Below are 13,913 nucleotides of genomic sequence, written 5' to 3'. Positions count from 1 at the left end.
GGAGATGGGGTCACGCCTGTTGCCGGTGCTGCTTTTCCAGCTTCTTGCGGATGCGGTCGCGCTTGAGGTTGGACAGGTAGTCGACGAACAGCTTGCCGTTCAGGTGATCGCATTCGTGCTGGATGCACACGGCGAGCAGGCCCTCGGCCTCTTCCTCGAACGAATTGCCGTCGCGGTCCTGGGCCTTGATCCGCACCTTCTGCGGGCGGTCTACATTTTCGTAGAAACCGGGCACCGACAGGCAACCTTCCTGGTACTGGTCCATTTCCTCGGTGAGGTAGTCGAACTCGGGGTTGATGTAGACCCGGGGCTCGGACTTGTCTTCGGACAGGTCCATCACCACGACACGCTTGTGCACGTTGACCTGCGTCGCCGCCAGACCGATGCCGGGCGCTTCGTACATGGTCTCGAACATATCGTCGATCAGCGTGCGCAGGGCGTCATCGAAGACCGTGACCGGCTTGGCGATGGTCCGCAGGCGCGGATCGGGGAATTCGAGAATGTTCAGAATGGCCATATGCGTTTGTGATGCACTTGTGGAATAAAGTCAAAATCGGCTGCTAATATGCTGAGCAGCATCGAAAAACGGCTGGAAAGCGCGGTAGGGGCGGCTTCCAGGCGTTTCATGTGTACACATAATAAAGGGATTCACCGCATGAGGAAAACACTACTCGCCCTGCTGCTGCTCGCCGCAGGCGGGGTGGCGCAGGCTGCCGTGCAGCTCAAGGACGGCCATCCGGATCGTTATACCGTAGTGAAGGGCGACACCCTCTGGGACATCTCCGGCAAGTTCCTCAGCAAGCCGTGGAAGTGGCCGGAAATCTGGCAGGTGAATCCGCAGATTCAGAACCCGCACCTGATCTACCCGGGTGACGTGCTGAGCCTGGTGTACATCGATGGCCAGCCGCGCCTGATGCTCAATCGCGGCGAGTCGCGCGGGACCATCAAGCTGTCGCCGCGGGTGCGCAGCACCCCGATCGCCGAGGCGATCCCGACCATCCCGCTGGACAAGATCAACGCCTTCCTGCTTTCCAACCGCATCGTCGATAGCGACGCCGACTTCTCCAACGCCCCCTACGTGGTCGCTGGCGACCAGGAGAGCGTGATCAGCGGCGCCGGCGACCGTGCCTACGCTCGCGGTAACTCGCTGTCGGAAGAGAACAGCTATGGCATCTTCCGCCAGGCCAAGGTCTACACCGACCCGGAGACCAACGAAGTCCTGGGCATCGACGCCATGGACGTAGGCGGTGCCAACGTCACGGCCAAGGAAGGCGACGTCGCCACCCTGATGCTGACCCGCACCACCCAGGAAGTCCGTTCGGGCGATCGACTGTTCCCCACCGAGGAGCGCGCGATCACCTCCACCTTCATGCCCAGCGAGCCGAGCACCCCGATCAAGGGCACCATCATCGATGTGCCGCGCGGCGTGACCCAGATCGGCAAGTACGATGTGGTGACCATCGACAAGGGCACCCGCGACGGCCTGGCCGAAGGCAACGTGCTGGCCATCTACAAGCTGGGCGAGACCGTCCGCGATCGTGTCACCGACGAAATGGTGAAGATCCCGGACGAGCGCTCGGGCCTGGTGATGGTCTTCCGCACCTACAACCGCCTGAGCTACGGGCTGGTGCTGACCGCTACCCGCTCGCTGGAAGTCAACGACCGCGTCCTGAACCCCTGATGCGCAAGTGACTTGAAGAAACCCCGCTCCGGCGGGGTTTTTTGTTGGGCGTGATCCGGAAGGGTCCGACAGCGAAGGCCCAGGCCGGCGCGGCATAGTCCGGGGGTCTTCCGCACGCCAAGGATTGCGCCATGCCCGTTGCCCCGACCCTTTCACCCGCCGAGCTCGAAGCGCGGCTGCGCCTGCACGCCCTGCCCGAGCTGGGACCGCGTCGCTTTCATCGTCTACTGGAGGCCTTCGGTTCGGCGTCCGCTGCACTCAGTGCGCCGGCGGCCGCCTGGCGTTCGCTCGGGTTGCCGGCCGCCTGCGCCGAACCGCGCCGCGATGCGTCCATCCGCGAGCAGGCAGCAGAGGTGCTGCACTGGCTGGAGGCCGCCGAACATCATCTGGTCATGTGGGATGCACCCGGCTACCCCGCCCTGCTCGCCGAGCTGGGCGATGCGCCGCCGCTGCTGTTCCTGGCCGGCGAGCCGAACCTGCTGGAGCGGCCGCAACTGGCGATGGTCGGGAGCCGCCGGGCCAGCAAACCGGGGCTAGATACGGCGCGAGCCTTCGCTCGCAGCCTGGCCGGCGGCGGTTTCGTGATCACCAGTGGGCTGGCCCTGGGGATCGATGGTGCAGCCCATGAAGGTGCGCTGGAGGCCGGCGGAAAGACCGTCGCCGTACTGGGTACAGGCCTGGAGCGCCTCTATCCGCGTCGTCATCTCGGGCTGGCGAAACGCATCGTCGAGCAAGGCGGCGCCGTGATTTCCGAGCTGCCGTTGAACAGCGCGCCCCAGGCTTCGAACTTCCCCCGGCGCAACCGGATCATCAGTGGCCTGTCGTTGGGCACCCTGGTGGTGGAGGCCAGCCCGTCCAGCGGTTCCCTGATCACGGCGCGCCTGGCCGCTGAGCAGGGACGCGAGGTGTATGCGATTCCCGGCTCGATCCATCATCCCGGCGCCCGTGGCTGCCACGAACTGATCCGCCAGGGCGCGACGCTGGTGGAGACAGTCGAGGACATCCTCGACGGCCTGCAGGGTTGGACACGCAGCGCGTCGGCGCTGGAGCGCGCGCCGGCTCTGCCGCCCCACCCGCTGGTCGACCTGCTCCGCGCCGCGCCACACAGCAGCGAGCAGCTGGCATTGCGCAGCGGCCTGGCGTTGCCTGACGTACTGGTGGCGTTGACCGAACTGGAGCTGGACGGACGGGTTACCTGCGAAGCTGGGGTCTGGGTGCATCGCGCTCCCTGAGCACGTAAACTGCCGCGCATCGCAGATCCGAGGAGTTCCCGATGTACAGCAACTGGCGTACCCAGCGCATGGCTCAGGTCGTGCGCGATGGCGGTGTGATCGCTTATCCGACCGAAGCCGTCTGGGGCCTGGGCTGCGACCCGTGGAACGCCGACGCCGTGTACCGCCTGCTGGCGATCAAGGCGCGGCCGGTGGAAAAAGGCATGATCGTGGTGGCCGGCGATATCCGCCAGTTCGACTTCCTCCTCGACGACTTGCCCGGAACCTGGCAGGACAAGCTCGCCGCCAGTTGGCCCGGCCCCAACACCTGGCTGGTGCCGCACCAGGGGCGCCTGCCCGAGTGGGTGACCGGCGAGCACGAGACCGTTGCCCTGCGCGTCACCGATCATCCGCTGGTGCGCGAACTGTGCCGCTACACCGGCCCGCTGATCTCCACATCGGCCAACCCCGCCGGCCGCCCCGCCGCGCGCAGCCGCCTGCGCGTCGAGCAGTACTTCCGGGGCGAATTGGACGGCGTGCTCGGCGGCGCCCTGGGCGGGCGCCGCAATCCCAGCCTGATCCGCGACCTGCGCACCGGCGAGACCGTTCGCCCGTCATAAGCCGGTCACCACGACGCGACCCGGTTCGCGAGCAAGCTCGCTCCTACAAAAAGCGATACCGCCGCACCCTGTAGGACCGAGGGGGCGCCTAGCCCTTGCTCGCGAGCGCTGTTCCGGTCAGGGCAGCAGAATGGTCGAGCCGGTGGTACGCCGCGCCGCCAGCTCCGTCTGCGCCTTGGCCGCCTCGGCCAGACTGAAGCGCTGGTTGATCTCCACCCTCACCTTGCCGCTGGTGATCATGTCGAACAGGTCGTCCGCCATGGCTTGCAGGCGTTCCGGCGTGCTGGCGTAGCCGAACAGCGTCGGGCGGGTGACGTAGAGCGAGCCCTTCTGCGAGAGGATGCCCAGGTTCACCCCGTCCACCGGGCCGGAGGCGTTGCCAAAGCTCACTACCAGGCCGCGCGGCGCGGTGCAGTCCAGCGAAGTCAGCCAGGTATCCTTGCCCACCGAGTCGTAGACCACCGGGCACTTCTTGCCGTCGGTCAGCGCCAGCACGCGCTCGACCACGTTCTCGTGGCTGTAGTCGATGGTCTGCCAGGCACCGTGGGATTTCGCCAGCGCCGCCTTGGCCGCCGAGCTGACGGTGCCGATCAGGTGTGCGCCGATGGCCTTTGCCCACTGGCAGGCGATCAGCCCGACGCCGCCGGCGGCCGCGTGCCAGAGGATGGTCTGGCCCGGCTGCACGTTGTAGGTCTGGCGCAGCAGGTACTGCACGGTCAGGCCCTTGAGCATGACGGCGGCGGCCTGCTCGAAGGTGATCGCATCGGGCAGCTTCACCACGCTGGCGGCCGGCAGCGTGTGCTGCTCGCTGTAGGCGCCCAGCGGGCCGGTGGCGTAGCCGACGCGGTCGCCGACCTTCACGTTGGTCACCGCGCTGCCCACCGCCTCCACCTCGCCGGCGCCTTCGGTGCCAACCCCTGACGGCATCGCCGGTGCGGGATACAGGCCGCTACGGTAGTAGGTGTCGATGAAATTCAGGCCGATGGCGCGGTTGCGCACCCGCACCTCGTTGGGGCCGGGCTCGGCGGGGGTGTAGTCGACGATTTCGAGGACTTCCGGGCCGCCGGTCTTGGCGAATTGAACACGCTTGGCCATGTCGCTCTCCTGATGGCGCGAGGCTCTGCCTCGCCGGGGAAAAGACTTTCATCCAAGCCGCCAGCTTGACGGCCGTCAAGACCAGCTTTGCCGGCGGCGATGGTATGCTTGCGCCCGTTTTCGCTCTTAAATCCCGCTCCGGCCCGCGCCACGCGTGGCTTTCCCGCTCCAAGGTGATTCTCGTGACCGACCGCATCGAGGCCGTGAAGGCCTACCTGCTCGACCTGCAAGACCGCATCTGCGCCGCACTCGAAGCCGAGGACGGCAGCGCACGCTTCGTCGAAGACGCCTGGCAGCGTCCGGCCGGCGGCGGCGGTCGTACGCGGGTGATCGGCGACGGTGCCCTGATCGAGAAAGGCGGGGTGAATTTCTCCCATGTATTCGGCAGCGGTTTGCCGCCGTCCGCCAGCGCACACCGGCCCGAATTGGCCGGCCGCGGCTTCCAGGCGCTGGGCGTGTCGCTGGTGATCCACCCGACCAACCCGCACGTGCCAACCTCCCACGCCAACGTGCGCTTCTTCATCGCCGAGAAGGAAGGGGAAGAGGCCGTGTGGTGGTTCGGTGGCGGTTTCGACCTGACGCCCTACTACGCCCACGAAGAAGACTGCGTGCTCTGGCACCGGGTCGCCCGCGACGCCTGCGCGCCGTTCGGCGAGGACGTCTACCCGCGCTACAAGGAATGGTGCGACCGCTACTTCCACATCAAGCACCGCAACGAGCCGCGCGGTGTGGGCGGCCTGTTCTTCGACGACCTGAACCAGTGGGACTTCGACACCAGCTTCGCCTTCCTGCGGGCCATCGGCGACGCCTACCTCTCCGCCTACCTGCCCATCGTGCGCAAGCGCAAGAACACCCCGTACACCGAGCAGCAGCGCGAGTTCCAGGCCTTCCGCCGCGGCCGCTACGTCGAATTCAACCTGGTCTACGACCGCGGCACCCTGTTCGGCCTGCAGTCGGGCGGGCGCACCGAATCGATCCTCATGTCCCTGCCGCCGCAGGTGCGTTGGGGCTACGACTGGAAGCCGGAACCGGGCAGCGAGGAAGCGCGCCTGACCGAGTACTTCCTCACGGATCGGGACTGGTTGGCGCAGGCCTGACCGTCATCTTTCGGGGCGTTCGCGAGCAGGCTCGCTCCTACAAGAGCGGCTTCGGAGCTGCCAGTAGGAACGAGCTTGCTCGCGAACCTGGTCTGGCACCCCGATAGAAAACCCGGCAAGCTCCTGCCCTTTCCAATCTTCTCGCTCCAGGACTTCCCATGGACCGCTACTGCGTCTTCGGCAACCCCATCGGCCACAGCAAGTCGCCGCAGATTCACCGCCTGTTCGCCGAGCAGACCGGCCAGGTGCTGAGCTATGACGCGCGCTTGGCGCCGCTGAATGACTTCGCCGGGAACGCCCGCGAGTTCTTCGTTGAGGGCCTGGGTGGCAACGTCACCGTGCCGTTCAAGGAAGACGCCTACCGCCTGGCCACCGAGCTGAGCGAACGCGCGCGCCGGGCCGGTGCGGTGAATACCCTGAAGAAGCTGGAGGGCGGCGGCCTGCTGGGTGACAACACCGATGGCGCCGGGCTGACCCGCGACCTGACGGTGAATCACGGGGTCGTACTGCGCGGCGCGCGCATCCTGGTGCTGGGCGCCGGCGGCGCGGTACGCGGCATTCTCGAACCCTTCCTCGCCGAGCAGCCGGCCTGCCTCGTCATCGCCAACCGCACCGCGTTCAAGGCTGAGCAACTGGCCGAGGAGTTCAAGGACCTGGGTAATGTGCGCGGCGGCGGATTCGATCTGCGCGCCGAGCCCTTCGACCTGATCGTCAACGGCACCTCGGCTTCCCTTGCCGGCGAGCTGCCGCCCATTGCTCCCGCTTTGATCGAACCGGGCCACACCGTCTGCTACGACATGATGTACGGCAAGGACGTGACCGCCTTCAACCGCTGGGCTGCCGAACACGGTGCGGCGCGCTGCATCGACGGGCTGGGCATGCTGGTGGAACAGGCGGCGGAAGCCTTCCTGCTGTGGCGCGGCGTACGGCCGGATTCGGCGCCGGTGCTGGATGAGCTGAGGGCGCAGCTCAAGGGTTGAACACCGATTTGGGAGTGGGCTCCGACAGTGGCTGCCGGCTCTATTCCTCGACCTGCAACACTCCGCCCTTCCCCATCTGCCTTTCCAGCTCCGCGCGCACCCGTGGCCGGGCGTTGCGCAGTACCAGACAGCGGCCTTCGCTCGCGAGGCGCCGAGCCTCCTGCTGAAGCATCTGCGCGCCGGCGAAATCGATGAAGTTGACGTGGTGGGCGTCCAGCACGAGGCGTTCGCTGCGGCTGTGCTGCATCCGTTTCTGCAGGTAGTCGCAGGCGCCGAAGAAGATCGAGCCTTCGATGCGCAGCACCTCCTCGTCCTCGCGCTCCCAGTGCTGCACGCGCGGCTGCGAGGTGCGCTTGAGGTAGAAGAACAGCGAGGCCAGCACGCCCGCGTAGATGGCATTCTGCAGCGGCAGCAGCAGCGTGGCGGCGAGGGTCAGCAGCATCACCAGGGATTCCGCGCGGCTGCCTTTCCACAAGGCGCGCAAAGCCGGGCGATCAACCAGATTCCAGCAGATCAGCAGGATGCCGGCGGCCATGGCCGGCAACGGAATGTGCGTGATCAATCCAGCGCCCGCCACCGCCAGCAGCGCCACCCACAGTGCCGAGAAGACCCCGGCCAGCGGCGTGCGCGCGCCGGCATCCTGGTTCAGCCCGGAGCGGGTGAAGGAGCCAGCGGACAGCGTGCCGGACAGCCACGGCCCGATCAGGTTGGACAACCCCTGTGCACGCACTTCCTGATTGGCATCCAGCGGCTGATGCGAGCGGGTCGCCAGTGCGCGGGCAATCGATAGGCTGGTCACCAGCCCGAGCATGCCGCAGGCCACGGCGGCGGGGAGCAACTGGGCAATCGCCGACAGGTCGAACGGCAACGGGCTGAATGGCGGCAGTGCGCTGCGGAAGGCGGCGACCCTGGCGACACCGGCAAAGGTCGCCGGCATCGTCCAGACCAGTGTGCTGGCGCCGATCAGGCCGACCAGCAGCGCCGGTCCGCGCCGCCACAAGCGCTTCATCAGCAGGCTCAGTGCGAGGCTGAGCAGGCCGACCAGCAACGAAGGCCCATGGAACTGCGGCAGCTTCCACCACAGCGCGGCGGCACTGGTCAGCGCCGTGCCCTGCCCGCCCGTGGTGATGCCGAGCAGATAGGGCAATTGGCCGATGACGATCACCAGCGCGGCGCCGCAGGTGAAGCCCAGCAGCACCGAGTGCGAGACGAAGTTCACCAGCACGCCGAAGCGCAGCATGCCCAGCAACCACTGGAACAATCCGGCGAGGAAGGTCAGCAGCAGCGCGTACTGGATGAACTGCGCGCTGCCCGGCGGCGCCAGCGGGGCGATGGCGGTGAACAGCACCACCGAGATCGCCGCCGTCGGTCCGCCGACCATGTGCTTCGACGAGCCCCACAGGCAGGCGATCAGCACCGGCAGCATCGCTGCGTACAAGCCGTACTCCGCCGGTAGCCCGGCGATCAGCGCATAGGCCATGGACTGCGGCAGGGCGAGCACTGCACCGGAAAGGCCGACGCCCAGGTCACGGCGCACATCGCGCCCCGTGACCTGCGGCAGCCAGGCAATGAAGGGCAACAGGCGGATCAGACGTTCCATCGAAGGCCTACAGCTTGGCCTTCACGGCGGCCAGCGCGTCACCGCCGTCGCGGGTCTTCACGCCTTCAAGCCAGGTGTCGAGGCTCTGCGGATTGGCCTTGATCCAGGCCTTCACCGCGTCGGGGTTCTTCATATTCTTCTCCAGCACCTGGGCCATGATGGCGTTCTCCATCTTCAGGTCGAAGGACAGGTTGGCCAGTAGCTTGCCGCTGTTGGGGCACTGCTCGGCGTAGCCGTTGCGGGTGACGGTGAACACGCTGCCGGTGCTGCCGAAGTACTTCTCGCCGCCGGTGAGGTATTTCATGTCGTATTTGACGTTCATCGGGTGCGGCGTCCAGCCGAGGAACACCACCCAGCGATCACGCTTCACCGCGCGGCCTACCTCGGCGAGCATCGCCTGTTCGCTGGACTCCACCAGCTTCCAGCCGCCCAGGCCGAACTCGTCGCCGCTGATCATCTTCTGGATCGACTGGTTGGCTGGCGCGCCGGAGCCGATGCCGTAGATCTTCTTGTTGAACTGGTCAGCGTGCTGGCCCAGGTCGGCGAAGGTTTTCACGCCCGCGTTCCACACGTAGGTCGGTACGGCCAGGGTGAACTCGGTGCCCTGGAGGTTCTTCGCCAACTGGGTGACCTGCTTGCTGGCGATGAACTGATCAAAGAAGCCCTGCTGCGCCGGCATCCAGTTGCCGAGGAAGGCGTCCACCTGGCCGTCGCGCAGGCCGCCGTAGGTGATGGGCACCGAGAGAGTGTCGATCTTCACCTGGTAGCCCAGGCCTTCGAGGAGGAAGGCGGCGATGCCGTTGGTGACGGCGATGTCGGTCCAGCCCGGATCGGCCAGTTTCACCGTACTGCAGGCTTCATCTTCGGCCCGGGCCAGCGGGCCGCCCAGCGCGAGTGCGCCGGCCAGCAACAGCGTCGATGCTCTTCGTACGGTGTTCTTCATGCTCCCTTCCCCTTCGGCGTGTTGTGGTTGTTATTTCGGTTGCGGATAGCGCGCGCGGCGCTCCAGATCGTCGAGGTCGATGTGGTTGCGCATGTACTGCTGGCTGGCGTCGACCATGGGTTGGTGGTCCCAGCTTTTCAGCGTGCCATGGGTCAGCGCGTCGGCCACCAGCCGGCGACGGCGTTGGCTGGCCAGCACTTGCCGGGTGATGGCCGGCACGTCCCAGCGCGCGCGGGCTTCACCCAGCAGGTCGCGTACCCGATTGGCGTGGGCCGGCGAATCCATGAGGTTTTCCAGTTCGCGTGGGTCGTTCTTCACGTCGAACAGCAGGCACGGGTCCTGCTCGGAGTAGATGAACTTGAAGTCGCCGCGGCGGATCATCATCAGCGGGCTGACGGTGCCTTCGGCGGTGTATTCGCCGATCACCTCGTCGTGGCCGCCAACGCCTTGCAGGTGTGGCAGCAGCGAGCGGCCGTCGAGGTCGACGCCGGGCTCGACCTGCCCGCCGGCCAGCTCGACTAGGGTTGGCAGCAGGTCGACGGTGGACACTGATTCGCCGACCCGGCGTGGCGCGAAACGCCTGGGCGCGTGCACCAGCAGCGGCACACGGGCGGCCATCTCGAACCAGTGCATTTTGTACCAGAGGCCGCGCTCGCCCAGCATGTCGCCGTGGTCGCCGGAGAACACGATCAGCGTGTCATCGCTCAGGTTGCAATCCTCCAGGGTGCGCAGCAGCGCGCCGATCTGCGCATCGACATAGCTGCACGCGCCGAAGTAGGCGCGGCGGGCGGCGCGTACCTTCTCCTCGGGCATCTTCTGGCCCCACAGGTCGATCACCTTGAGCAGCCGCTGCGAGTGCGGGTCCTGCTCGCCCTGGGCGATCTCTACCGAGGGCAGCGGGATGTCCTCGTCACGGTACAGGTCCCAGTACTCGCGCGGGATGGTGTAGGGGTCGTGCGGGTGGGTCATGGACACGGTGAGGCAGAACGGCTGCTCGGGGTGTTCGCGCACATGGTCGTAGAGGTACTGGCGCGCCTTGAACACCACTTCCTCGTCGAAGTCGAGCTGGTTGGTGCGCACGCACGGGCCGGCCTGTAGCACCGAGGACATGTTGTGGTACCAGCTCGGGCGCACGTCCGGCTCGTCCCAGTTCACCGCCCAGCCGTAGTCGGCGGGGTAGATGTCGCTGGTCAGGCGTTCTTCGTAGCCGTGCAACTGGTCCGGGCCGCAGAAATGCATCTTGCCCGACAGCGCGGTGCGGTAGCCCAGGCGGCGCAGGTAGTGCGCGTAGGTGGGGATGTCGGCGGCAAAATCGGCGGCGTTGTCCCAGGCGCCGATTTTGGTCGGCAACTGGCCGCTGACCAGGGTGAAGCGCGAGGGCGCGCAGAGCGGGCTGTTGCAGTAGGCCGAGTCGAACACCACGCCTTCACCGGCGAGGCGCGAGAGGTAGGGCAGCTTGATCGGCGACTGGGCGTCGTAGAAGGGCAGGAGCGGCGCGGCCATCTGGTCGGCCATGATGAAGAGAATGTTCGGGCGCTTCATGGCGTTGGGCTTATCCTGTTGGCGCTGTTATGGGATGCTGTTGGTCATGAGTCTGTTTCCTGCTGAGTACGGGGTAAAGCGCATGGCACGGCATGCTTCGGATAACGTCCACTTATGCGTGAGCCCGTCTTGAGCGTGCCGCTGGAACTGCTGCGCGTGTTCGAGTCCGCGGCCCGGCTGCTGAGCTTCACCGCCGCCGCCGGTGAGCTGGGCACCACCCAGCCGGCGGTCAGCCAGCAGATCAAGCGCCTGGAGAAGCTGCTGGCAGTGCGCCTGTTCGACCGCATCCACCGCGGCATCGCCTTGACCGAAAGTGGGCAGGTGCTGCAGCAGCACGTTCAGGCGGGGTTGGAGAGCATCGACGCCGGCATCGCTGCGGTGACCGCGAAAAACCCCCACGAAGTGCTGCAGGTCGCCACCGACTTCGCCTTCGCCGCCTACTGGCTGATGCCGCGCCTGCCGCGCTTCCGCCAGGCACACCCGGAGCTGGATGTCGGTTTGATCAGCAGTGATCGCAGCCCGATTTCCCTGCGCAGCGATATCGATGTCGCCATTGCCTTCGGTGACGGGCGCTTCAAGCATGGCGAAGCGCTGCGGCTGTTCAGCGAGGAAGTGTTCCCGGTGTGCAGCCCGCGCCTGGTGGCAGGCCGCGAACTGCCGCTGTCGCCCCAGGCGCTCACGGCCTTGCCGACGCTGCACCTGAAACCCGAAGCCTCCAGTCGGTGGTTCGACTGGACTGGCGTTTATCGCGAACTGGCCATCGACTCGGCGCCGGGCCCGGCCGGGTTGCGCTTCGACAACTACACCCTGCTGATCCAGGCGGCCATCGCCGGGCAGGGCGTGGCCATCGGCTGGCGGCACCTGGTCGACGAACTGCTGGAACAGGGGTTACTGTGCCGGCCCATCGCCGGGTCGCTGCAATCGCGATTCGGCTATTACGCCGTGCTGCCCGAACGCAAACGGCGCATGCGCCTGGTGCAGCGCTTCGTCGACTGGCTGCAGGCGGAACTGGAGCAGGACCGATGAACGACACCCCGATCAAGGATTTCCACGCCCACGTCTATTTCGACGCGAGCAGCCTCGCGCGTGCCCGCGCCCTGTGCGAAGAGGCGGCCAGCCGCTTCGGCGCGAAGATGGGCCGGGTGCACGAGCGCCCGGTGGGGCCGCATCCGGACTGGAGCTGCCAGCTGGCCTTCGACAACGCCACCTTCGCCACCCTGGTGCCGTGGCTGGCGCTGAATCGCGATGGCCTGGTGATCTTCGTCCACCCCAACACGGGTGATGACCTGCGCGACCACCGCGATCACGGTCTATGGATGGGCGAAGTACGTCCGCTGGACCTCTCGCCGTTCACGAGCTGACACGTTTTTGCATTCGATAATAATTCTCGATTCGGTGTATGCTGCCGTCCCTTCGCATCGGTCGGACAGACGTTGGCCGGTTTTTCGGGGTATTTCGGCCATCATGCGGCGCTTCGCCTCCTCCTCCCTGCTGCAGAGCTTCCAGGCGCATTACGCGGACCTGATGCGCTTCCTTGCGCGGCGGTTGGGCGATAACCAGCGCGCGGCAGACGTGGCCCAGGACACCTGGTTGCGCCTGGCCGACCACCCTGCCGAAGCCGAGGTGCAGGACCCGCGCGCCTACCTGTTCCGCGTCGCCGGCAACATCGCCATCGACAGCCTGCGCCGCGAGGGCCGGCTGGCCGAGCTGCATGTCGATGAAGCCGCCGCGGATGACCTCAGCGATCCCGCGTCCGGACTGGAGCACCGCCTGCTCGCCCATGAGGCGCTGGAGCACCTCGACGCCGCCCTCGACCAATTGCCCGCCAATGCCCGCCAGGCGTTGCTGATGAACCGCCTCGACGGCCTCACCCACGCGCAGATCGCCCAGCGCCTGGGCGTTTCCGAGAGCATGGTGGGCAAGTACATCGTCCAGGCCATGCGCCATTGCCGCGACTGGGCGCAGCGCCAGGGAGACGCGCCATGAGCCGCGTCGAACAGAACCTGCTGGGCGATGAAGCCATCGAGCGCCTGGTGCAGCTGCATGCGGGCAGCGCCGGTGCTGGCGAGCGCATGGAGTTCCTGCGCTGGCGCGGGCAGAGCCCGGAACACGAGCGTGCCGCTCGCGAGGCCGAGGCGCTGTGGGGGGCCTTGCCGGAAACCCGCCACGCCGAGGATTACCGTCGCCGCGCCCGGCGCCCGCGTCGGTGGCTGGCGCTGGCCGCTGCCGCCTGTGTCGCGGCAATCGCCGTCACCATCGCACTGCCCGAGCCGCTGGCCGGGCTCTATTCCGACTACGCGACCCGCACGGGTGAGCGGCGGATGCTGCAGCTGGCCGATGGCAGCCGCGTGTGGCTGAACAGTGACAGCGCCTTGTCCGTCGACTTCAGCCCGCAGCAGCGGCGCCTGCGCCTGCACACCGGCGAAGCCTTGTTCGAGGTGGCGAAGGATGCCGCGCGGCCCTTCATCGTCGAGGCCAGGGGCGGCGAGGTGCGCGCCGTGGGTACGCGCTTCGATGTGGACAGCCGTGGGCCGCAGGTGCGCGTCGACGTGACCGAAGGCGTGGTGCAGGTGAACAGCGCCGGCAGCGCGCCGGTGCGGCTGTCCGCCGGCGAGCGCCTGAGTTACCGCGAGCGCGCCGCGCCCGAGCCGGCGCAGCCGCTGGACCTGTCCAGTGCCAGCGCCTGGCAGCGCGGCAAGCTGATCTTCAATCAGCGCCCGCTGGGCGAGGTGCTGGACGAGCTGGAGCGCTACGTGCCGGGCCGCATCGTGCTGACCGACAGCGCGCTGCGCCAGCACAAGGTCAGCGGCGTGTTCGACCTCAGGGACCCGGATGCCTTGCTCAAGACCCTGGAGCGCTTGCAGCCGGTGAAGGTCACCCATATGCCCTGGCTGGTGCTGATCCGCCCCGCCCGAAAAACCTGACCGTTCTTCGTGTGGGAGCGAGCTTGCTCGCGAACGGATTTCCCGGCGACTCCGAGGCAGGGCGGTTCGCGAGCAAGCTCGCTCCTACAGGTGAAGTCTCGTTCTGTGACAAGAAAATGAAAATATTTTTCATTCAGCACTGCAAGGTTTGCATGACCGTTTCGTCGTAGGCAGGAACGCGAAAAATTCTCAATACGCGACCCTGCCCACACAAGAACGG

General features: G+C 66.8%; 14 protein-coding genes. 9 read left to right on the top strand and 5 right to left on the bottom strand.

Features of this window, described 5'->3' with window-relative positions; all coding sequences use genetic code 11:
• Positions 1-10: 10 nt before the first annotated feature.
• Entirely contained in the window at positions 11-517 is a 507-nt protein-coding gene (gene def / locus GJV37_RS20500; RefSeq protein ID WP_024763655.1) for a peptide deformylase, read from the bottom strand.
• A 138-nt stretch (positions 518-655) separates the two neighbouring features.
• Between def and GJV37_RS20495 the strand changes: the two genes are divergently transcribed.
• The 3 genes from GJV37_RS20495 (at position 656) to tsaC (ending at position 3,512) form a co-directional block, all read left to right on the top strand.
• Complete coding sequence (locus tag GJV37_RS20495; protein WP_038803456.1) at positions 656-1,681, top strand: LysM peptidoglycan-binding domain-containing protein; 1,026 nt, start codon at positions 656-658, stop codon at positions 1,679-1,681.
• Positions 1,682-1,812: 131 nt separating this feature from the next.
• Positions 1,813-2,913 carry a DNA-processing protein DprA gene (gene dprA, locus GJV37_RS20490; protein ID WP_084358474.1) on the top strand — a complete coding sequence of 367 codons (1,101 nt, stop codon included), beginning with the start codon at positions 1,813-1,815 and terminating at the stop codon, positions 2,911-2,913.
• Between the two features lie 41 nt (positions 2,914-2,954).
• Positions 2,955-3,512, top strand: coding sequence for an L-threonylcarbamoyladenylate synthase type 1 TsaC (tsaC, locus tag GJV37_RS20485; RefSeq protein WP_084358473.1), 558 nt, complete (start codon positions 2,955-2,957; stop codon positions 3,510-3,512).
• 117 nt (positions 3,513-3,629) lie between these two features.
• Here tsaC and GJV37_RS20480 read toward each other — a convergent pair whose 3' ends face one another.
• Positions 3,630-4,607 (bottom strand): NADPH:quinone reductase, encoded by a 978-nt coding sequence (locus GJV37_RS20480; RefSeq protein ID WP_084358472.1) that lies wholly within the window; start codon positions 4,605-4,607, stop codon positions 3,630-3,632.
• A gap of 182 nt (positions 4,608-4,789) precedes the next feature.
• Here GJV37_RS20480 and hemF point away from each other — a divergent pair, with 182 nt between their 5' ends.
• Both hemF and aroE read left to right on the top strand, forming a co-directional pair.
• Positions 4,790-5,704 carry an oxygen-dependent coproporphyrinogen oxidase gene (gene hemF / locus GJV37_RS20475; RefSeq protein WP_193452893.1) on the top strand — a complete coding sequence of 305 codons (915 nt, stop codon included), beginning with the start codon at positions 4,790-4,792 and terminating at the stop codon, positions 5,702-5,704.
• Between the two features lie 158 nt (positions 5,705-5,862).
• The gene (gene aroE / locus GJV37_RS20470) at positions 5,863-6,684 is read left to right on the top strand and encodes a shikimate dehydrogenase (protein WP_024763660.1); all 822 of its coding nucleotides are present in this window, start codon (positions 5,863-5,865) and stop codon (positions 6,682-6,684) included.
• Between the two features lie 40 nt (positions 6,685-6,724).
• Here the strand turns inward: aroE and GJV37_RS20465 are convergent, their stop codons facing one another.
• Genes GJV37_RS20465 through betC form a run of 3 tightly spaced genes read right to left on the bottom strand, consistent with a single transcriptional unit; the run spans position 6,725 to position 10,769 of the window.
• Entirely contained in the window at positions 6,725-8,284 is a 1,560-nt protein-coding gene (locus GJV37_RS20465) for a SulP family inorganic anion transporter (protein ID WP_193452892.1), read from the bottom strand.
• A gap of 7 nt (positions 8,285-8,291) precedes the next feature.
• Positions 8,292-9,227: a choline ABC transporter substrate-binding protein gene (locus tag GJV37_RS20460; RefSeq protein ID WP_084358469.1), complete on the bottom strand. Its 936-nt coding sequence runs from the start codon at positions 9,225-9,227 to the stop codon at positions 8,292-8,294.
• Between the two features lie 30 nt (positions 9,228-9,257).
• Positions 9,258-10,769: a choline-sulfatase gene (gene betC, locus GJV37_RS20455; RefSeq protein WP_024763663.1), complete on the bottom strand. Its 1,512-nt coding sequence runs from the start codon at positions 10,767-10,769 to the stop codon at positions 9,258-9,260.
• Positions 10,770-10,883: 114 nt separating this feature from the next.
• Between betC and GJV37_RS20450 the strand changes: the two genes are divergently transcribed.
• From GJV37_RS20450 to GJV37_RS20435, 4 genes are all read left to right on the top strand, one after another.
• The gene (locus GJV37_RS20450) at positions 10,884-11,795 is read left to right on the top strand and encodes a choline sulfate utilization transcriptional regulator (RefSeq protein ID WP_037017448.1); all 912 of its coding nucleotides are present in this window, start codon (positions 10,884-10,886) and stop codon (positions 11,793-11,795) included.
• Positions 11,792-12,130, top strand: a complete 339-nt coding sequence (locus GJV37_RS20445) for a DOPA 4,5-dioxygenase family protein (RefSeq protein WP_024763665.1) — start codon at positions 11,792-11,794, stop codon at positions 12,128-12,130. Before GJV37_RS20450 ends, GJV37_RS20445 begins: the two co-directional genes overlap by 4 nt.
• Before the next feature lie 103 nt (positions 12,131-12,233).
• Complete coding sequence (locus GJV37_RS20440; RefSeq protein WP_024763666.1) at positions 12,234-12,755, top strand: sigma-70 family RNA polymerase sigma factor; 522 nt, start codon at positions 12,234-12,236, stop codon at positions 12,753-12,755.
• The gene (locus GJV37_RS20435) at positions 12,752-13,693 is read left to right on the top strand and encodes a FecR family protein (RefSeq protein ID WP_169889440.1); all 942 of its coding nucleotides are present in this window, start codon (positions 12,752-12,754) and stop codon (positions 13,691-13,693) included. Before GJV37_RS20440 ends, GJV37_RS20435 begins: the two co-directional genes overlap by 4 nt.
• The last annotated feature ends 220 nt before the right edge of the window (positions 13,694-13,913 follow it).

This window comes from Pseudomonas nitroreducens, assembly GCF_010994165.1.
GTDB lineage: Bacteria > Pseudomonadota > Gammaproteobacteria > Pseudomonadales > Pseudomonadaceae > Pseudomonas > Pseudomonas nitroreducens.
The sequence above is the reverse complement of the archived record's forward strand: the minus strand, read 5'-3'. Positions and strand labels throughout refer to the sequence as shown.